Source organism: Vibrio sp. GJ43-1, from assembly GCF_055808835.1.
In genome coordinates this window covers 2,174,684-2,195,178 of sequence record NZ_CM147884.1, presented here as the reverse complement: position 1 = coordinate 2,195,178, position 20,495 = coordinate 2,174,684, and the positions used below count along the sequence as shown (strand labels likewise).

Below are 20,495 nucleotides of genomic sequence, written 5' to 3'. Positions count from 1 at the left end.
AAGGAGCGAATTAACATCGTATACTACGCTTGATATTACCACTGTACTGTAGGACTCCCATGTCATTAGAAGAACAACAAAATAACCCTCTCCATGGTCTAAAACTTGAGGAGATGGTGACTGAACTTGTTGATTATTATGGGTGGGACATTTTGGACGCAGCGATGCGTATGAACTGTTTTCACACCAACCCGTCTATCGCTAGTAGCGTGAAGTACTTGAAAAAAACAGAATGGGCACGAGAAAAGGTGGAAATCTTCTATCTTTCTCGTTTCAAGCGTATGCCTAAACCAAGAGAGGATGAATATGACATCCCACCTCGTAAGCGTACCTTTGCGATTGGTATTGAGCCCAAGGAGCCAATGCAGTTGACGGTTGAATCTATTCATGCGTCACAAGCTAAAGCGGCATCAACGTATAAAGCACGTACGTCAGGTGGTCGCCATCGGGGTCGTTAATCGGTCGATTCGGTGAAAGCCAAAACGTTTCAGGTAGCAGGGAAAGCACCTGATTACGATTCTGGTAACCTAATGCGAGTGAATTAATTCGTTGTGTAGTGCGTCTAGCGCCTTGCTCCGATCTTACTCCCTTCCTTCATCCTAGTCTTGCAAAGACACATCTTCTTGCTCCTCACTGCTTATACCAAATTACCCGGGCTAAATATTTAGAACGCCAACAGGGTTTGATGCGTTTATAAAACCATCGAATGTGGTTACCAAGGGATTTCACTGCCATCAAAGCTAAAGAATTTTCCGGTATCACTTGGTGTGACCGTATTGATTAACGCCACCAACTTCTTGGCCACAAAGCTTGGAGCAAAGAGTTTGTGTCTCGGAACCTTATTTTGGAATGGCATGGACAGAGCGGTATCCGCGGTCCCAGGATGAAAAGAGAACACACAACAGCTCGGGTTTTTGTACTGCCACTCAATGCTAATCGTTTTAATCGCCATATTTAACGCAGCCTTAGAGCAACGATAGCTGATCCATCCGCCAAGTTGATTATCCTCAATACTGCCAATGCGCGCTGAAAGCGCGATAAAGTAAGTTGACTTTTTTGAACGCAGAGATTGAGCAAAGTGTTTTGCCAGAAGCAGGGTAGACGTGGTGTTGAGTTGTATATTCTTATTGAAGAAACTAGGGTCAAATTGGCACACGGATTTTTCTGGTAGGTATTTTTGATGCTGATGCTGATGCTGATGCTGATGCTGTGGATCACGTTGGTGCAAAAACCCACCGCATTGATCACCACATCGATGTTTGAAACGGCTTTCGCTAAAGCCTGGATGTGCCGTTCCGAAGTCACATCGACTTGATGCCAGATGAGTTTGGTCGATACAAACTTGGGTAAGTGTTGACAGAAAGTCGCGTAAACCATGGTTGTGTGACTTGCAGAAAGAAAGTGCTTTACTAAAGCCAATCCTATTCCGCCGGAGCCTCCAACAATGAGTATGTTCATTTTTGCCTCCTAGTTTATCTATGTCGAATCCCGACGACATGATTTCTACGCAGTATCTGACTATATGAGGCAATGAGTGTGGAAATAAAGTTGCTGACGCTTTTGGTTCCGGCTTTATGCTATCATCGCCGTTACTTCCACTCCATGAGACACGTAAGTGATAGGCATTTTTAGTCTATGGCGAGCGATAGTCGCAGACGATACTAATTTAGATGAAGCCCAATAATTCTAACGTCAAACATCTTCTCCCATTCATAACGGATATCAGTGACTACACGCTGCCGATCGCCTTTACTTTTCCATATTATTATACGCCACACCCTTTAGCTGACATTGCAATGACTGAGCTGCAAGACTACCTTGAAACACAAACCGAGTGGTCACATGACTTTACGCAACGGGGAATGATGTTTGGTGTGTTAGTGGTGAAAAATGATGTGGGTGACATCGGTTACTTGTCATCATTTTGTGACGAAGTCACGGAGTCGAACGGTAATCATTTTTCCCCAGAGTTTTTTGTTGATGCGATTGCTAATGTCGATATGTCAAAAATACAACGCTTTGAGCGTCAGCTTATGTCACTTAAACTCGATATTCGTAAGCTAAAAAATTCGAAGAATTACATACAACTAAAGCAATCTTTACAGGAACAACGACTAGAGTCCGAGCGGCAGATCGCAGAACAACAGCAGCGTAACATCGAGGCGAAAGCAGAGCGGAAGCAGCAAAGGCGGGACATGGAAAGTCACCTTGGGCAATCTATCGATGAAGCCAGTTTGCAGAGCTTTATTCATGAGCTAGGTGCGCAAAGTAGCCGAGAGAAAAGAGCGTTTAAGGCGCTAAAGCAACAATGGCAGAGTCAAATTGCCGCTCTTGATGAACAATTAGAGCAAGAGCAATGCAAGATAGTAAGAATGGAAACCGAATATGCAAGGTTGCAGAGATCGTTTAATATTCAACAGCAGAAATCTTGCCAGTTTTTAAATCGAGCAGGGGTCAAAAAAAGCCTGTACGAGCTGTTTGAACAACCGAATCAAAGTGATGCTCAACAGCCTCTTTCACATTCGTCTGAACAAAATTTGCCTAAATTACTGCAAGCGGCCTTTTTGCAAAACCTTACACCGCTCGCGTTAGGTGAGTTCTGGTGGGGCGCAGCGCCTTATGAGCAGATTCGGCAACACAAAAACGTATACCCGGTTTGTCAAAGTAAGTGTTTTGAAGTGTTGCAGCACATGTTGGAAGGTCTAGTGATAGATCCTAGCCCGCTCGAGCAGACCCCGTCATACGATAAATCATTAGAGATTGTCTATGAAGATGATGTGCTGGTGGTCGTCAATAAGCCCGCCGAATTTTTATCCGTTTCTGGCAAGTATATTAGTGATTCGGTACAAGCTCGAATGCAAGCAAGATACCCACATGCCACAGGGCCTTTGATTGTTCATCGTTTAGATATGTCGACGTCTGGCTTGCTGGTGCTCACTCTTTCCGCTGAAGCCAATAAGCATGTACAGAAGCAATTTATTGAACGCCGAGTAGAAAAGCGTTATACCGCATTACTTGAAGGCAAGATCCAACAGGATACGGGGGTGATCACGTTACCACTTCGGGGTGACTTGTCGGATAGGCCAAGACAAATGGTGTGTCATGAACAAGGTCGAGTGGCGGAAACCACGTATCGGGTGATCGATGTCATCGACAACCGAACCAAAATTCACTTATTTCCAAAGACAGGGCGAACCCATCAATTACGGGTGCATTGTGCTCATCAAGCTTCGGTCTAAATACGCCAATTGTTGGCGATGACTTGTATGGGTTTAAGGATTCGCGTTTGCATCTCCACGCTGGGTATTTGAAATTTCAACACCCAAGTACTGGAAATACGATGGAGTTCGAAGTCACCGCCGATTTTTAGTATTAAATCGAAACACCAAGGCAGTGCTATTTATGTCGATAAAGCGAGCACTGCTGGTCCCCAATACTTGGCGTTCGTAAAGCTAGTTTTAACAACGCATTGATTTTAATGAATTTTAACTTTTCTATTAATCCTGTATTTCTGCGAGTAGCGCGACACCAAAATCAAAAAATGAACCACAGTAGTTCTTTTTAAACGCCATTCATCACTTGAAGTTATCAATACTTGATCTATAACAATATAAGCAAATGGTTTATATGCATGCGAGCGCAATTAAACTATTTGATTATTGTTTTTACTGTCAATAGTGAGGGTGTGCCGTTATCGTCATATTTGCAAAACTCCCAATTAAATTTAACGTACCAGGGCTAGTCGCTGAGTGTCGCCAATTAAGTAATGATGATTGGGTCAGTCATGTCAATCAAGCTGCTTATTTGGGTGGTTGGGATGTGTTACCTATGCGCGTATTGCAGAAATATGCGTCAGCGCATCCCATTCTACAGAGCTTTTCCATTGAGGGGGATGGTCGGTGGGAAAATGGTAGTGTCATGGAACGCTGTCCGAACATTTCTGCTTTGCTCGCGCGAATTCACGCGCCTATTCAATCGGTTCGCTTAATGCGCCTTCATCCCCGTTCTCATGTTTTGCCTCACCGTGATAAGAGCCTGTCGTTAGAGCATGGAGAGGTACGTTTGCATATTCCCATTACAGGTGATGAAGGGGTGGATTTCTTCGTTAGTGATCAAAGAGTGCCGATGGCGAAAGGAGAGGTTTGGTATATCAATGCAGACCAAGAGCACCAAGTCGTGAATCAAAGTGAGCATCCAAGAATTAATCTCGTGATCGACTGTAAAGTCTCACCGTGGTTGAGAAAACAGATAGCCGAAAGCCATGAAATGAGCCAGATGACATTATGTCAGTGAGTGTGGTGTCTAGCCAGCCGCAAGTCGATACTTTAGCGGGGAGTTTCGGGTCAATTGGTGGTATCGCTATATCAGCTGATCAGGCTGACAAATGTTTAAAGGAATACACACGAGCCCAAGTGTTCTTTAAAGGCATTTAGCCATCACATTATTGGAAGTGGAATAGAAAGATAAGGATAGGGTAAGTGAAGGAAGTAGGCATATTATCTCAGAAATTGACACTCACAGATCAACGCCAATCATTATTGGGCTTTGCTGAGCCCAAAGTGGATCCGTTATTGCAGCACTCCATTCGCGAGCAGCTAAAAGCGTTGACGACTGAAAAATTGACGGATTGTCAGCGACGAGCCAACCTATGCGAAAGCATGAACTTAGTTGTTGCTGCATTGCTACAGCAAGAGACAGCGAAGCACGAAGTTCTCACGAAAATTTTCCAAGAACTGTATGAACACGCGTTGCAATCCATGGCTAAGGCGGACATCTCGCAGCAGAACCTAACCCATGAATACCTGAGTCCTACAGGGTATGTAATGTCGCCTTTAAACGGTCGCACAACAATCAAAGATATTTATCGCCTGCATCGTTTTATCAGAGGAATAGATAAGGCGATTACGGCTCGACTAAAAAACGATACTGTTATCCGTATTCTTTATCCGGCGTGTGGCCCGTTTGCTCCGTTGCTCTTACCATTAATTCAGTATTATCGAAGCCATAACCTAGCCACCGAACAGCAGATCCAAATCACTCTTGTCGACGTCCAGCCCGGTGCCATTCAAGCGGTGACCCAACTGGTTTCTGATCTTTCTATTCAAGGTTTTATTGAAACTATTGTTGAAGCTGATGCCACAGTTTATAAGCCTGAACAAACGTTTGACCTTTTAATTTTGGAAGCGATGCAGCATGGCTTTACCAAAGAGGGGCAGTTGAGCATAGCCAAGCACTTAATTCAATTTCTGAGTGTTGATGGTGTGTTGATCCCTCAGCAAATATCCGTGCAAGCCATGATGGTGCATGGAGAGAATGAATTTAACCAGCAGTGGCAGGGTTCCGCATTTTCTCATTCGACAAATCTTGATAATGAAGCGGTTCGAGATCGTGTCGAGCTGGGTGAAATTTTCCGAATTAACAAATCGAATTTGTTGGCGTTAGAAGAGGTGACACTTCCTTCGCAAGTCAAAATGGTTAAAGCAAATCGTATCTCGTTGCCAACGGGTATTGAAGATATGAAAGACAGGATTTTGGCTATTTATGCCACGTTGAATGTTTATTCAAACGAATTCATTCGCGAGTATGATTCAGGAATTACTCACCCCAAACCCGATATGACGTTCTACGTAGATACCCCCCTAGAACACCGCAACCTGAACATTTTTTGACGTTTAGTGGCGATGACGTTCAGTTTTATTATCAACTGACTGGTTTGCCCGGTTTTGTTGCATTACAAGCGGATTAGGAGGCGTGGTTATGGAACCCAAATTTGCAATATTTACTGGCAGTAGCATGGCGATACCGATGATTTCAGCTTTGCAACAAAGACAGCAACTCGCTTGTGTGGTGTTGCCTGACGGTGAGAACAACCCAGATTTATCGCAACTCACTCAAGTGCTTGCTCAGAGTGGTATACAAGTAATTCAATATCAAAACGGTAATGAAGCCGACTTGGTTGCGCAGCTCGACGGTGTGCGCGCCAACGCTGGGCTGGCTTTCTTTTTCAGGCATAAATTTACTGATACTGCTATTCACTATCTTGGCGACAAGTTTTTCAACTTACACCCAGGCAACTTACCCAGCTACAGAGGCCCATCACCGATCTATTGGCAAATACGAAATGGTGAACAAGAACTCTTTCTTACCCTACATCGAATAGATCACGACTACGATACCTGGCGATATTGGTGCGCAATTAATTGTCAATATTCATCCCTTTGACACCCTACTTAGCGTGAGCCAAAAAGTCGCGCAATCTGCCCCTTATTTACTGTGTGATTTTATTGATGCTTGGCGAGAGGGGAGGATTGAGTGGTGTGCTCAAACCCAACAAGAGGTATCGAGTTCATGGCAGGCTAAACGGGTAGAGAGTGACGACTTGGTTATTGATTGGCTCCAGCATAGCAGCAAGGTGGTGGTAGATATGGCACGGGCGGGCAACCCTCTTTATGGGGGAGCGTTGACTGAGTCTGCTTATGGGCAATTTCAATTACTGCAGGCAACCGCAGTTGACGGTGTTTTTGTTGGGATTAAAGCCGGAACGGTGGTTGAGGTGAGTTTAACGGCAGGGCTGGTTGTACAGACTATTGATGGGCAAGTACGGATAGATATTGTGTCTACGCCTCAGGGAGTAATGAGTGGATATCGCTTTGCGCAGCTTTGGCAGATTAATGCGGGTAGTGAGCTGGGTGCTTCGGCTTGCCGATAATGAGATGAGCAGAAAAATGTAATGGTCTTGCGGATTGAATTCGCGATGAGTGATTCAAACACAGTGATAAGGATATAACGATGGCAACGGAACCATTTTTAGGAACAATGATGCCTTTTGGCGGCGACTTTACCATTCGTGGTTGGGCGATGTGTAGAGGCGCATTACTGGATATAAATCAAAACCAAGCACTTTATGCCGTACTCGGAACGTACTACGGCGGAGATGGTCGAGTCAATATGGGGCTGCCAGATTTGCAAGGTCGTAGCCCAGTTGGTTTTGGTGTCCGCCCAGGAGGGTATCGCTACTTACTGGGTACTGCTCAAGGAAGAGAAGAAATAACGTTAGCGGAGCGTGATTTACCTCGGCATACCCACGACGCAACATTTAGTCCAAGTGGCAGTGTACCAGTAACCGCGAGTTTTAGTGTTGTTGCGAGCGGAAGTGGCACCAATGAACCCACAAGTGATAGCTACCTTGGCGCGAATAGTGGAGCCTCTATGTATTATACGCCAAGCTTTGGTGACCCGACATTAACTGAAATTAAGGGGCTTGAAGTATCTGGTGGAGGTAGCAATGGTGGGACAGTTGACGTTGCGCATACAGGGGCAGCCACAGCCAGAATTAATGTTCTAAACCCTCAATTGGCAGTGAATTGGCTTATGGCCATAAATGGTGTATTTCCTACTCGGAATTGATGTTGAATGTAGAGAGTGTTGAAACGTTCTGATGGCAAGAGGTCAAAGTGAACGTTGAAGCACTCGAATGAAAAGATGTATCTATTGGAGTATGGACAGGAAGACAATGGAGTTAAGGATGATTCGAAAGCAAGCAGAATACCCGCGTAGGGTAGCACTACTTTTAGTGCTGTTTTTATTGGGTATGACTTGCTCAAGCAGTGCGTTATCTAGCACGTTTACATTTGACGAGAGCAGTGGCCAGGGGACACCAACCCTCACTAAGACGGTTGATGGTGTGACATTTACAGCGACGCAGTCAAATGGAAACGACATCAATGTTAACATGGGTTTTTTACACCCAATGGTTTCATTACAAGTAAGTGATACGTGGACAATAGCGTTTGACTCACCATTGAGTATTAGCCAGTTTCAGATAGGTCAATTCGCGGCAGCAGATAGCAATGGGAGTTATATTTTTACTCCTGATAACGGAAGTGCGGTCAGTATTAGTAGTAATCATGAGGACTTAAATGACGGTCTTGCGATTTTAATCGTGGACGATTGGACATCGGTAAGTTCTATTATTATGAGTGTCGATACTATTGATAACCATCGTGTTGGTATCAACAATATAGAATTTAGCATCGCTGTGGCGGCAGACATTACGCCTCCTTTATTCGAAAATGTGACTCCCAGCTTAAGTTCAGTCTCAAATTCAGGTGCTTCGCTATCCATCGATCTTGATGAAGATGGTACCGCGTACTACGTTGTCGTCGCTGATGCTTCCACTGCGCCTACAAGCAGTCAAGTAAAAGCGGGGCAGGATGCATCGGGAAACAGCGCACTCACGTCTGGCTCAATGATCACAACGAGTACCGTCGGCTTGGCGACGATTAATGGCTTAAATGATGGTGACAAGTACGATGTGTACGTTGTTGCCCAAGATAATGCGAATAACCTACAAACATCACCGACTACACTTGATCTGGCAACACTCGATACTGCTCCTAATGTTTCCTCCATTACGGTTTCAGGGTCGCCTGCATCAAACGCGACGAGCATAGACTTTATCGTCAATTTTTCCGACTCCGTGGAGAATATTTCGACAGATGATTTCACAGCGAAACTAGGCGGTGCAGTCAGTGCAGGGCTGTCGGTCTCTTCTGTGTCTGCAAGTTCCGGTAATACGGTGAAAGTGACGGTGGCAGTGAATAATGTTGCAGGAGACGTCCGACTTGATTTAAACGGCAATACCAACATAGCTGATGAGAGCAGCAATACTCCTGCGGCTTATAGCGCAGGAGCGACTCATACAACCGATGCTACAGTTCCTACGGTAACCTCTATTGCCCGTAAAACGCCAAACACTGAGTCCACGAACGTCGATAGCTTACTGTGGACCATCAGTTTTTCTGAAGCGGTGAGTAACATTGATACCAGTGACTTCGTTGTTTCCGGTACCACTGCAACCATTAATAACGTGTCAGTAAGCTCTGGTGCCAGTGTGGATGTGACCGTGTCGGGTGGCAATTTATCCACTGTGGATGGAACCGTTGCGCTAGCACTTTCTGACAGTAATGATGTTATTGATGCTGGTGGAAACGCTATCTCCGTGCGCACTCCAACAGGCGTTAATGAAAGTTACAGTCTGGATAATTCTGCGCCGAGTTTCAGTCCTGTATCTGATAGCAGCAACGGGAAATACAAAGCAGGTGACGCTGTCACTATTAGTGCTGGGTTGGGCGAAGCAGGCTTAACGGTCACCGCTAATTTATCAGTCCTTGATAGTGACTTTGCTACTGATGTCGCGCTTAGTAACCTTGGCAATAATACGTACTCGGTCACCACGCCAGCGCTAAACCTTCAAAGTAATATGCAAGAAGGCAGCGGTATCACGGTGACCATTACCGCAAGTGACGCGCTAGGCAATCAATCGACGGACAGTTCTTTATCCTTATGGCTAGATAAGACAGCCCCAACTTTTAATGCTTCGGGCTCTACTCCGTTAGATAATGCAAACGGGATCGCGGTTGCCAATAATCTCGAGCTAGACTTTAGTGAAGCGGTGGCGCTTGTTGCGACTAAAACCATCCAACTTTATGACGTGACCAATTCCGCGATTTTCGAAACCTACACCGTTGATGATACCGCTTCTGCGACAGGATCATTAGGGGGGACGCTAACACGCTCCGGTGACACGTTGACCATCAACCCTAGCAGTGATTTTTTGGTTGGTACTGAGTATGCGCTGGTGGTGGATTCAGAGGCTATTATTGATGGTGTCGGTAATGCTTTTGCTGGGATCTCGGATTATGCCGTCTACAATTTTGTGACGCTTCCAGAGCTTTCCATTAGCGTTGCTCAAAGTAATATTATTGAAAACGCGGGCGTAACGACCTATACGGTTGCATTGCTGGATGGCAAAGGTAATCCATTTACTGCCACTGAAGCGTTGATCATTGATATTCAGTTTACCGGTGTCGCGACGCTGGTGGACGATTATACCGTTACTGGCTTGAATGGCTCTAACCAAATTACGGTTGATCAAGGTAATTCATCGGCCACCTTCAGCGTTACCGCTGTGTATGACGATGCGGTGGATGATAATGGAGAAACGATTATTGCAAGCCTTGATTCAGTATCGTCAGGCGTTGCAAACATAGGCAGTGGTAGTAGTGCCACGGTCACGATTAATCAAAACTCGGTACCTGTATTTGCAGGGCTCGATTCGACACCTGCGTATACCGAAAATGGTTCGGCGGTAGTGATTGACAATGACGTAACTATCTCGGACGCGGAATTAGATGCACTTAACTCGGGAAGCGGCAATTATGATGGCGCTTCTCTTACTATTTCACGCAGTAGTGGTGCTAGCAGTAACGATGTGTTTGGTCATTCGGGTCTAGTGGGGGCATTAACCGAGGGAGGAAATCTCACCTACAATGGTGTCGTTGTGGGTACGGTGACGGTCAATAGTAATGGCTCGCTAACGTTGACCTTTAATAGCAGTGCTAGCTCGGCCATTGTTGATGGCGTGCTGCAAAGTATTACTTATGAGAACAACGCGAACGAACCTGCCAGTTCTGTTTCTCTGAAATTTGTATTTAATGATGGGTTAGAAACCACTTCGGGATCGAATCTCGTTGTTGCGTCGATCACTGAAATCAACGATGCTCCCACACTTACTGCGCTTGGTCTTAATCCCGAATTTATAGAGGGAGGCAGTGCCGCGCAAGTATTTAGTGGCAGTAGTGTCAGCACCGTTGAGGCGAATCAAAACATTAATGGATTGACGATGACCGTCAGCAATGTGTCCGATAGTGGCGCAGAAAAATTGTCGGTCGATGGGGTCAGTATCATTCTTGATTCGGGACAGTCTGGCACGACATCAAGTGGCTTAAGCTATACGGTATCGGTTGAGTCGCAAATTGCGACGTTAACGTTAACTGGTGGGTCACTGACCGAAGCTGAATCTCAATCGCTCGTCGATTCAATTACTTATCAAAATGACAGTCATGATCCGAATACAAGTAGTAATCGTACTGTATCCCTCACTAATATTTCGGAATCAGGGAGTGAGAACACTAAGTCTAACTTAGCTATTGCTTCAGCGGTAACGATAACCGCCGTTGATGATGAGCCGACAATTACCGCTAACGCGCAAAATCCTACCTATAACGAAGGGGCATCTGCGAGTTTACTCTATTCTTCGTCAGTCATTGATACGATCGAGAGTGATCAGTCACTGACCGGAGCAACGTTTACAGTGTCAGGGGTCGTTGATATTGGTAGTGAAGCGATGGTTGTCGATGCTACGGAGGTGTTATTAAGTGATGGACAAACAGGGACAACGGCGTACAACAGCGTCAATTATACCGTGTCATTATCGGGAAGTGTAGCAACCGTTATTCTATCGAACGTTAATGGAACCGTGACGCAAGCGCAGTTATTACTTGATAATTTGGCATACATCAATACGTCGGATGATCCAACGGAAGGTGACCGCGTTATTACACTTACTCAGATTACGGATAGCGGCTCTCTAACCGAGTGATAATGATAATGTGAACGACACCTTGACGTTGGCTTCAACAGCAGCAGTGAAAGCGGTTAATGACGAGCCAACATTAGTGTTAACACCACAAAATCCAACGTTCACAGAAAATAGCACATCGGTTTCACTGTACGCATCTTCTACGTTGAGCACTGTAGAAACAGGGCAATCAGTTAAAGCGTTGGCATTGAGTGTTGCGAATGTAGTGAACGGAAGCCGTGAATACCTAATTGTTGATGGTGAGGATATCGCACTGGTAGATGGTACGGTAGGCATTACTCAAAGCAATAGCTTCCAATATCTAGTGCTGCAAGTGGGAGAGTTACTGCTTGTAACCGTTCAAAAAGAAGACTCTGAGGCCGCCTATCAAACCCTTCTTGATTCTGTGCAATATAAATACGAGGCAGAGGACATTACATCGGGCTCTCGAACGGTTGCGGTATACGGATTAACGGATAACGGGCAAAAACAGAATGGAGGAGACGATAGCAATACGCAGCTGAATTTATCTGCAACAGTGACAGTGGTTGGCGTGAATGATGATCCAACTATTACTATTAGCTCCACGCTCACCACTGACGAAGACAACAATCAAACCTTGAGCTTTAGCTTTAGCGATGTGGATGGCGACACGGTGACCGCGAGTGAGAAAACCGCGCCAAGTCACGGCGCGATAGCCATCACAGGCGAGGACATTGTCTATACGCCAGAGGCTAACTTCAATGGCAGTGACAGCTTCACTATTACGCTCACTGATGGTAATGGTTTCACCACTGATAAAACGGTGAATGTCACCGTTGATAGCGTCAATGATGAGCCAACCATCACCATTAGTTCCACGCTCACCACCGACGAAGACAACAACCAAACCTTGAGCTTTAGCTTTAGCGATGTGGATGGCGACACGGTGACCGCGAGTGAGAAAACCGCGCCAAGTCACGGCGCGATAGCCATCACAGGTGAAGACATTGTCTATACGCCAGAGGCTAACTTTAACGGCAGTGACAGTTTCACCATCACCCTGACCGATGGTAATGGATTCACCACTGATAAAACGGTGAATGTGACGGTCGATAGCGTCAATGATGAGCCAACCATTACCATTAGTTCCACGCTCACCACTGACGAAGACAACAACCAAACCTTGAGCTTTAGCTTCAGCGATGTGGATGGCGACACGGTGACGGCGAGTGAGAAAACCACCAAGTCACGGCGCGATAGCGATCACTGGCGAGGACATTGTCTACACGCCAGAGGCTAACTTCAACGGCAGTGACAGTTTCACGATTACGCTGACCGATGGTAATGGATTCACCACGGATAAAACGGTGAATGTGACGGTCGATAGCGTCAATGATGAGCCAACCATTACCATTAGTTCCACGCTCACCACTGACGAAGACAATAACCAAACCTTAAGCTTTAGCTTTAGCGATGTGGATGGCGACACGGTGACCGCGAGTGAGAAAACCGCGCCAAGTCACGGCGCGATAGCCATCACAGGTGAAGACATTGTCTATACGCCAGAGGCTAACTTTAACGGCAGTGACAGTTTCACCATCACCCTGACCGATGGTAATGGATTCACCACGGATAAAACGGTGAATGTGACGGTCGATAGCATCAATGATGAGCCGACGATCACCATTAGCTCAACGCTCACCACCGACGAAGACAACAACCAAACCTTGAGCTTTAGCTTTAGCGATGTGGATGGCGACACGGTGACAGCGAGCGAGAAAACCGAGCCCAAGTCACGGCGCGATAGCGATCACAGGCGAGGACATTGTCTATACGCCAGAGGCTAACTTTAACGGCAGTGACAGTTTCACCATCACCCTGACCGATGGTAATGGATTCACCACGGATAAAACGGTGAATGTGACGGTCGATAGCATCAATGATGAGCCGACGATCACCATTAGCTCCACGCTCACTACCGACGAAGACAACAACCAAACCTTGAGCTTTAGCTTCAGTGATGTAGATGGCGACACGGTGACGGCGAGAGAGAAAACCGCGCCAAGCCACGGGGCGATAGCCATCACAGGTGAAGACATTGTTTATACGCCAGAGGCTAACTTCAACGGCAGTGACAGTTTCACTATTACGCTGACCGATGGTAATGGATTCACCACGGATAAAACGGTGAATGTGACGGTCGATAGCGTCAATGATGAGCCGACGATCACCATTAGCTCCACGCTCACCACCGACGAAGACAACAACCAAACCTTGAGCTTTAGCTTTAGCGATGTGGATGGCGACACGGTGACAGCGAGCGAGAAAACCGCGCCAAGTCACGGGGCGATAGCGATCACAGGCGAGGACATTGTCTATACGCCAGAGGCTAACTTTAACGGCAGTGACAGTTTCACCATCACCCTGACCGATGGTAATGGATTCACCACGGATAAAACGGTGAATGTGACGGTCGATAGCATCAATGATGAGCCGACGATCACCATTAGCTCAACGCTCACCACCGACGAAGACAACAACCAAACCTTGAGCTTTAGCTTCAGTGATGTAGATGGCGACACGGTGACGGCGAGAGAGAAAACCGCGCCAAGCCACGGGGCGATAGCCATCACAGGTGAAGACATTGTTTATACGCCAGAGGCTAACTTCAACGGCAGTGACAGTTTCACTATTACGCTGACCGATGGTAATGGGTTCACCACCGACAAAACCGTTAACGTTACCGTTGATAGCATCAATGATGAGCCGACGATCACCATTAGCTCAACGCTCACCACTGACGAAGACAACAACCAAACCTTGAGCTTTAGCTTCAGTGATGTGGATGGCGACACGGTGACGGCGAGTGAGAAAACCGCGCCGAGTCATGGCGCGATAGCCATCACAGGTGAAGACATTGTCTATACGCCAGAGGCTAACTTTAACGGCAGTGACAGTTTCACCATCACCCTGACCGATGGTAATGGATTCACCACGGATAAAACGGTGAATGTCACCGTCGATAGCGTCAATGATGAGCCGACGATCACCATTAGCTCTACGCTCACCACCGACGAAGATAACAACCAAACCTTGAGCTTTAGCTTCAGTGATGTGGATGGCGACACGGTGACGGCGAGTGAGAAAACCGCGCCGAGTCATGGCGCGATAGCCATCACAGGTGAAGACATTGTCTATACGCCAGAGGCTAACTTTAACGGCAGTGACAGTTTCACCATCACGCTGACCGATGGTAATGGGTTCACCACCGACAAAACCGTTAATGTTACCGTTGATAGCGTCAATGATGAGCCAACCATCACCATTAGCTCTACGCTCACCACTGACGAAGACAATAACCAAACCTTAAGCTTTAGCTTTAGCGATGTGGATGGCGACACGGTGACGGCGAGCGAGAAAACCGCGCCAAGTCACGGCGCGATAGCCATCACAGGTGAAGACATTGTCTATACGCCAGAGGCTAACTTTAACGGCAGTGACAGTTTCACCATCACCCTGACCGATGGTAATGGATTCACCACTGATAAAACGGTGAATGTGACGGTCGATAGCATCAATGATGAGCCGACGATTACCATTAGTTCTACGCTGGTGACAAATGAAGATATCGATGGAACGTTAACTTATACCTTTGACGATATTGATGGCGATGTTGTGAGTGCTAGTGAGAAGCGAGCGCCGGAATATGGTTCGATATCTATTAACGGGACAAGTATTGTCTATACACCGACCAATAATTACAACGGCAACGATAGCTTTACGATCACATTGACTGACGATAGTGGTTATCAGTATGACCATATCGTTGAAGTGACCGTCAATACGGTAAATGACGAGCCTATCGTTGAAAATGAAGTGCTGAGTATGGGGCAAACCTCTGAAGGTATTTATCAGTTCAGTGTTCTTGATAACGATGTAGATCCAGATGCGGATAGCTTGTCTATCGCTTGGGTAATATCGGATGAAGGGTTAGTCAGCATCAATAATAATCAAATTGTATTAGAGCTCGATCATAATGGATTGGTGGCGATCAAATATGGTGTGACCGATGGGAATGGGGCGCAAGTTATTGGTCAGGTTCAGCTTGAAATCATCGCCAACGGAGGGCCTGAAATCACGGCGCCGAATGATGTGGAGGTTAATGCGACTGGCCTCTTTACTAAGGTCGACTTAGGGGTGGCGATGGCCGAGAATGCGAGCGGTGAGCAACTTGCCGTTACACTTGTTAATAGCGATACGTTTTTTGAGCCAGGCGTGCATAAAGTGTTCTGGAAAGCCACCGATGCATATGGCGAACAAGCGCAGGATCATCAGATCGTCACTGTTCATCCATTGGTATCGATAGGAAAAGATGATGGGGTCGCTGAAGGTAGCCGTCAAACGATCAAAATATACTTGAACGGAATCGCCGCACATTATCCCGTCACCGTTCCGTTTACGGTTGGAGGCTCGGCAAATCAAGAAGACCATGATCTGGTGGCGAGTGAATTTATCATTTATGAAGGGACCGAAGGCGAGGTAACGTTCAATATCTTTGATGATGGACAAACGGAAGGTGATGAGACGGTGACAGTAATGTTGGATGATTCATTTAACTTGGGCAGTAAGTCGACCTATACATTGACCGTGTATGAGTCGAATGTCCCACCAGAAGTGACGTTATCTATCAAACAAGATAATCAAATTCGTTCAGTACAGTCTAAGTCTGGTGGCAATATTATTATTGCCGCGACAGTCTCAGATCCCAATTCGGAAGACACTCATAGCTATCACTGGATTAATGATAGAGCAGAGATTGCGAATGTTAGCGTGCTAGACAGCCAGTTCGAATTTGACCCGAGCGAAATGGCGGTAGGGGTATACCAAATTAGCTTACAAGTGACGGATAGTGCCAATGGTAGTGTAAAGGTTCCTGCTTATGTTGAAGTGGTTGAAGTGCTGACATCACTAGGTATGGAGGATAGTGATGGTGATTTAATTCCCGACGTGCAGGAAGGATATTCAGATTTAGACAATGACGGTATTCCAGATTTTCAAGATGCCATCGGTGAGTGTAACGTTATCCAACAATACGCTTTAGAGTCTGAAAACTACTTAGTGGAAGGCGATTCCGGAGTGTGCTTGCGCAAAGGATCAACCATTGCAGAAAGTCAATCAGGAGGCGCATTGCTGATGGGCTCGGAGCTACCGGAAGATAGTAGTGCGAATAACGTTGGCGGTGTGTTTGATTACATCGCTTATGGATTACCAGAAGCGGGTCAGAGCTATCAAATAGTGATCCCTCAGCGCTTACCTGTGCCTAGTGATGCCGTTTATCGGAAATACAATGACGTGGATGGCTGGAAGGATTTTTATCTTGATGACAACAATGTTGTCGCTTCTACACATGGCTATGAAGGTTATTGTCCGCCACCTGGAGATGATGCTTGGCAGGTAGGATTAACGGAAGGTCATTGGTGTGTTCAGCTTACTATTCAAGACGGCGGACCAAATGATGATGACGCCACCGCCAACGGAACTATTGTTGATCCGGGAGGCGTTGCGACACTGTCACAAAATCATTTACCTGTCGCTAGCAATGATGCTGCGAGTGTTGTCATGGGCGGTACTGTACGAGTGGATGTTCTTGGAAATGACAGCGATGTTGATCAAGACAACTTAACACTCACTGGGGTGAGCGCTAATTTCGGCGAGGTGTCGATTATAAATGATGCAATATCGTACCAAGCGCCTACAACCTTTTATGGTGAGGATGAAATTGAATATAGCGTGAGTGATGGTAACGGCGGTACCGCGTATGCGAAAGTTGCCGTGAGCGTAAATCTGCGAAGCAACCGGAAACGCTTATAACTCCGCTAGTGGTGGTTCATTTGGGGGATTATTGCTGGGTCTTGTTTCGTTTGTGGCTCTGCTACGAAGGAAGCAAGCAGGGTTGTTAGTGCTCTCGTTTTACATCGTGTGTTCACCGCATGCGGTAGCGGATTGGTATGTAAAAGGTGAATTAGGACAAAGCAGAGCTGAAGACCGATTATCGGAAGATATTCAAGTGGTAAGCCTAGAGGATACGGATGTTGCTTGGTCATTTGGGGTTGGGTATCGATTTGATTCTGACTGGGCGTTGCAAATGAGTTACGTTAATTTGGGGCAATCCAGTGCGACATTAAGCGCGGATGCGAATACAACGCCTGAAGAGTATCATTCGAAAGTGTCTCAAGCGACACCTGCACTGGGGAATGGAGTAAGCCTCGGTGTGGATTATGCGTTTTGGTCTAATGAATGGGTGAGTGTCAATGCTGCTGCTGGTGCTTATGCGTGGAAAACCGATTTTACCAGTGAGTATCAGAATAAGACCATCACATCGAGTGAGACAGGCATTGACCCTTATCTAGGCGTTTCATTTAACGGCAAGGTAACGAGCCAGTTTTCGGTCGGTGTTCAGGCGACTCGATATTTTATTCGCCTTAATGACGTGACTGTTTATGGCGCAGTTATGGAGTATAGCTTTGCTCAGTAATAATGCCTCTTATCGTATAAGCGCCCCTGACGAGCACTAGCCATGGTGCGATAATTATCGACGGCATAAAAAGAGGGAGTAGATCGCGATTGGTCTGCTCTTTTTTATGGACTAAATAATATGCATTGACTCCCCGCCATAGGCTAAATGTTCACATTAATTATGAATGCAGCGTTTTTACTTGACACGAAAATCGCGTGCTAGCGTTGCGAATGAGTTAAATTTTTACAAAAACGATAAAATAAAATAAATGTAATTATTTTCATGATGTTATAAGTCATTAGCGGCTGTTTGTTGATGTGCGATCGATTGGTTGCTTCAATGTTCCTTTGACTTCTTATGTGTTAAATGTAATTTTATTTTTAATTGAACGTTCAATTAAAAAACATTCAGGTAACATTTATGCCAAAAATAGGAATGCCAGAGATCCGTCGCCCACAACTTGTAGAGGCAACAATGGCCGTGATTGATGAGGTAGGGTTGTCCGGTGCGAGTGTCGCATTAATCAGCCGAAAAGCAGGCGTGTCAGCCGGTATTATCAATCATTATTTTGGTGGTAAACATGGTTTATTAGAAGAAACCATGCGCTCGGTATTGCGTCAGCTCTCTGCTACGTCAATCAAACATTTAAGCGCGGTTGATGGCCAAGATGTGAGTGCCAGAGTGAAAGCCATTGTGGCGGCTAACTTCGATGGCTACCAAGTCGAAAGTAAGGTGACAAAAACCTGGCTCGCTTTTTGGGCGCAGTCAATGCATGACAAGGATCTTTATCGACTTCAACGTGTCAATGAACGTCGCTTATTGTCACACCTGCGTCGAGAGTTAAAGCATGCGTTGCCTGATCAACAGGCAAAGTTTGTCGCGCAAGGTATTGCGGCATTGATCGACGGTATTTGGCTACGCGGCGCACTTAATCCACAAGGTATTTGTGCCCAAAACGCACAGCTGATTATTTCAGATTATCTCGAAAAGCAGCTACCCCCAACGCCACTGCATCAAGTGTAATTGGACGGTTTACGTCACATTAGATGAATTATCAAGGAACATGGACATCAATGAAGTCTCTCTATATTCACGGTAAGAACGCACAAGCCTCATCAAACGAAACCTTTCTAACGCGTAACCCAGCAACGGGCGAACCATTAGCGGAATTAGAACAAGCGAGTGTCCAAGACGTTGATCGCGCAGTAGATTCAGCGAAACAAGGTTTCAAAAATATGGTCGTCAATGAGTGGCATGGAGCGAGGGCGAATTTTGATGCGCGCTGTCATGTTACTCCGCGAACGCAACGATGAACTTGCCGCACTGGAAGTACAAGATACAGGTAAGCCTATTCAAGAAGCGATGGAAGTAGATATCGCGACGGGCGCAGACGTTATTGAATATTACGCTGGGCTGGCATCGAGTATTCAGGGCCAACAACAAGATCTAGGTCATGGTCAGTTTTTCTACACTCGCCGAGAGCCTCTGGGTGTGTGTGCGGGTATCGGCGCATGGAATTATCCTATTCAAATCGCCATGTGGAAATCCGCACCCGCTCTTGCTGCGGGTAATGCAATGGTCTTCAAGCCTTCAGAAGAAACGCCTTTATCGGTGCTGAAATTGGCCGAAATTTATACCGAAGCGGGCGTGCCTGATGGCGTATTTAATGTGGTTCAAGGGGACTATCGCGTTGGGCAGTGTCTTTCTCGTCATCCTGATATCGCGAAAGTTTCCTTTACTGGGGAGTCAGGTACTGGGAAAAAAGTCATGGCAGACGCAGCGGGGACGTTGAAAGATGTGACCATGGAATTAGGCGGTAAATCACCACTAATTGTGTTTGGTGATGCCAAGTTAGATAACGCAGTGTCCGCCGCCATGCTAGCCAATTTTTATACCCAAGGTGAAGTTTGTACCAATGGCACACGCGTGTTTGTTCATGATTCACTCTACGATGAGTTTCTTGAGCAGCTGACTCAAAGAACGCGGAAGCTGGTCATTGGGAATCCAGCGGATATGACGACTCAAATAGGTGCGTTAATTTCCGCTGAGCATTTGGAAAAAGTATTGGGATTTATTGAAGCGGGTAAAGTGTCGGGAGCGAGATTGGTTTGCGGGGGGCGCGTGAAACAAGCCATGGCTTAGATAAAGGCTATTTTGTTCAACCGACAATCTTTGCTGATTGCACCGATGACATGCCCCAAGTCCAAGAGGAAATATTTGGTCCTGTGATGTCTGTGCTGCGTTTTTCAGATGAAGATGAAGTGATTCGCCGTGCCAATGATACTCAGTATGGGTTAGCCGCGGGTCTGTTTACGCAAAACCTGTCGCGAGCACATCGCGTGATTGCGCAAATAGAAGCCGGGATTTGCTGGGTGAATACGTGGGGAGGTTCTCCGGCCGAAATGCCTGTGGGTGGATACAAGCAGTCTGGAATTGGCCGTGAAAATGGTATCGAAACGCTTAATCACTATACCCAGAATAAGAGCGTTATGATCGAACTCGGCGATCTGGAATGTCCTTATGAATAGAAAATCTGCATCTTCACTAAGAAGGTCCGCTGAGTCGTAATGCGCA

At 46.2% G+C, this 20,495-nt stretch carries 14 protein-coding genes and 3 pseudogenes; 15 read left to right on the top strand and 2 right to left on the bottom strand.

Features of this window, described 5'->3' with window-relative positions; genetic code table 11:
* The first annotated feature begins 59 nt into the window (after positions 1 to 59).
* Positions 60 to 458 (top strand): VF530 family protein, encoded by a 399-nt coding sequence (locus tag AC0L66_RS10455; protein WP_265675630.1) that lies wholly within the window; start codon positions 60 to 62, stop codon positions 456 to 458.
* A 254-nt stretch (positions 459 to 712) separates the two neighbouring features.
* On the opposite strand, the gene AC0L66_RS10450 is transcribed toward AC0L66_RS10455, so the two are convergent.
* Both AC0L66_RS10450 and AC0L66_RS10445 read right to left on the bottom strand, forming a co-directional pair.
* The gene (locus tag AC0L66_RS10450) at positions 713 to 1,156 is read right to left on the bottom strand and encodes an SDR family NAD(P)-dependent oxidoreductase (RefSeq protein ID WP_473569228.1); all 444 of its coding nucleotides are present in this window, start codon (positions 1,154 to 1,156) and stop codon (positions 713 to 715) included.
* Positions 1,126 to 1,458: pseudogene (locus AC0L66_RS10445) on the bottom strand (SDR family NAD(P)-dependent oxidoreductase); the annotation flags it as partial. The pseudogene AC0L66_RS10445 and the gene AC0L66_RS10450, both read right to left, overlap by 31 nt.
* A gap of 212 nt (positions 1,459 to 1,670) precedes the next feature.
* On the opposite strand from AC0L66_RS10445, the gene AC0L66_RS10440 reads away from it, so the two are divergent.
* From AC0L66_RS10440 to betB, 14 genes and pseudogenes are all read left to right on the top strand, one after another.
* Positions 1,671 to 3,239: an RluA family pseudouridine synthase gene (locus AC0L66_RS10440; RefSeq protein ID WP_473567208.1), complete on the top strand. Its 1,569-nt coding sequence runs from the start codon at positions 1,671 to 1,673 to the stop codon at positions 3,237 to 3,239.
* A gap of 589 nt (positions 3,240 to 3,828) precedes the next feature.
* Positions 3,829 to 4,293: an aspartyl/asparaginyl beta-hydroxylase domain-containing protein gene (locus AC0L66_RS10435; RefSeq protein ID WP_473567206.1), complete on the top strand. Its 465-nt coding sequence runs from the start codon at positions 3,829 to 3,831 to the stop codon at positions 4,291 to 4,293.
* A 185-nt stretch (positions 4,294 to 4,478) separates the two neighbouring features.
* Positions 4,479 to 5,669 (top strand): SAM-dependent methyltransferase, encoded by a 1,191-nt coding sequence (locus AC0L66_RS10430; RefSeq protein WP_473567205.1) that lies wholly within the window; start codon positions 4,479 to 4,481, stop codon positions 5,667 to 5,669.
* An 88-nt stretch (positions 5,670 to 5,757) separates the two neighbouring features.
* Positions 5,758 to 6,222 carry a formyltransferase family protein gene (locus AC0L66_RS10425; protein WP_473567203.1) on the top strand — a complete coding sequence of 155 codons (465 nt, stop codon included), beginning with the start codon at positions 5,758 to 5,760 and terminating at the stop codon, positions 6,220 to 6,222.
* 13 nt (positions 6,223 to 6,235) lie between these two features.
* Complete coding sequence (locus AC0L66_RS10420; protein ID WP_473567202.1) at positions 6,236 to 6,709, top strand: hypothetical protein; 474 nt, start codon at positions 6,236 to 6,238, stop codon at positions 6,707 to 6,709.
* Positions 6,710 to 6,789: 80 nt separating this feature from the next.
* Positions 6,790 to 7,407 carry a phage tail protein gene (locus tag AC0L66_RS10415; protein WP_473567200.1) on the top strand — a complete coding sequence of 206 codons (618 nt, stop codon included), beginning with the start codon at positions 6,790 to 6,792 and terminating at the stop codon, positions 7,405 to 7,407.
* Between the two features lie 118 nt (positions 7,408 to 7,525).
* Complete coding sequence (locus AC0L66_RS10410) at positions 7,526 to 11,443, top strand: beta strand repeat-containing protein (protein WP_473567198.1); 3,918 nt, start codon at positions 7,526 to 7,528, stop codon at positions 11,441 to 11,443.
* A gap of 10 nt (positions 11,444 to 11,453) precedes the next feature.
* Positions 11,454 to 12,704: a tandem-95 repeat protein gene (locus tag AC0L66_RS10405; protein WP_473567196.1), complete on the top strand. Its 1,251-nt coding sequence runs from the start codon at positions 11,454 to 11,456 to the stop codon at positions 12,702 to 12,704.
* Entirely contained in the window at positions 12,634 to 13,251 is a 618-nt protein-coding gene (locus AC0L66_RS10400) for a tandem-95 repeat protein (RefSeq protein ID WP_473567194.1), read from the top strand. The genes AC0L66_RS10405 and AC0L66_RS10400 overlap by 71 nt, the downstream gene beginning before the upstream one ends.
* A pseudogene (locus tag AC0L66_RS10395) lies at positions 13,208 to 13,303 on the top strand (Ig-like domain-containing protein); the annotation flags it as partial. The gene AC0L66_RS10400 and the pseudogene AC0L66_RS10395, both read left to right, overlap by 44 nt.
* 15 nt (positions 13,304 to 13,318) lie before the next feature.
* Positions 13,319 to 17,275 carry a tandem-95 repeat protein gene (locus AC0L66_RS10390; protein ID WP_473567192.1) on the top strand — a complete coding sequence of 1,319 codons (3,957 nt, stop codon included), beginning with the start codon at positions 13,319 to 13,321 and terminating at the stop codon, positions 17,273 to 17,275.
* Positions 17,276 to 17,306: 31 nt separating this feature from the next.
* Complete coding sequence (locus AC0L66_RS10385) at positions 17,307 to 17,939, top strand: outer membrane beta-barrel protein (protein WP_473567190.1); 633 nt, start codon at positions 17,307 to 17,309, stop codon at positions 17,937 to 17,939.
* 402 nt (positions 17,940 to 18,341) lie between these two features.
* A complete protein-coding gene (gene betI, locus AC0L66_RS10380) occupies positions 18,342 to 18,944 on the top strand; it encodes a transcriptional regulator BetI (protein ID WP_265675638.1) in 603 nt (200 codons plus the stop codon).
* Positions 18,945 to 18,994: 50 nt separating this feature from the next.
* Positions 18,995 to 20,449, top strand: a pseudogene (gene betB, locus AC0L66_RS10375) (betaine-aldehyde dehydrogenase).
* Positions 20,450 to 20,495 lie beyond the last annotated feature (46 nt).

What these genes read in the sequence shown, in the direction of transcription:
- AC0L66_RS10440 (WP_473567208.1), top strand. Translation starts at nt 1,671, where the DNA reads ATGAAGCCCAATAATTCTAACGTCAAACATCTTCTCCCATTCATAACG.
- AC0L66_RS10425 (WP_473567203.1), top strand. Translation starts at nt 5,758, where the DNA reads ATGGAACCCAAATTTGCAATATTTACTGGCAGTAGCATGGCGATACCG.
- AC0L66_RS10410 (WP_473567198.1), top strand. Translation starts at nt 7,526, where the DNA reads ATGATTCGAAAGCAAGCAGAATACCCGCGTAGGGTAGCACTACTTTTA.
- AC0L66_RS10435 (WP_473567206.1), top strand. Translation starts at nt 3,829, where the DNA reads ATGCGCGTATTGCAGAAATATGCGTCAGCGCATCCCATTCTACAGAGC.
- betI (WP_265675638.1), top strand. Translation starts at nt 18,342, where the DNA reads ATGCCAAAAATAGGAATGCCAGAGATCCGTCGCCCACAACTTGTAGAG.
- AC0L66_RS10455 (WP_265675630.1), top strand. Translation starts at nt 60, where the DNA reads ATGTCATTAGAAGAACAACAAAATAACCCTCTCCATGGTCTAAAACTT.
- AC0L66_RS10415 (WP_473567200.1), top strand. Translation starts at nt 6,790, where the DNA reads ATGGCAACGGAACCATTTTTAGGAACAATGATGCCTTTTGGCGGCGAC.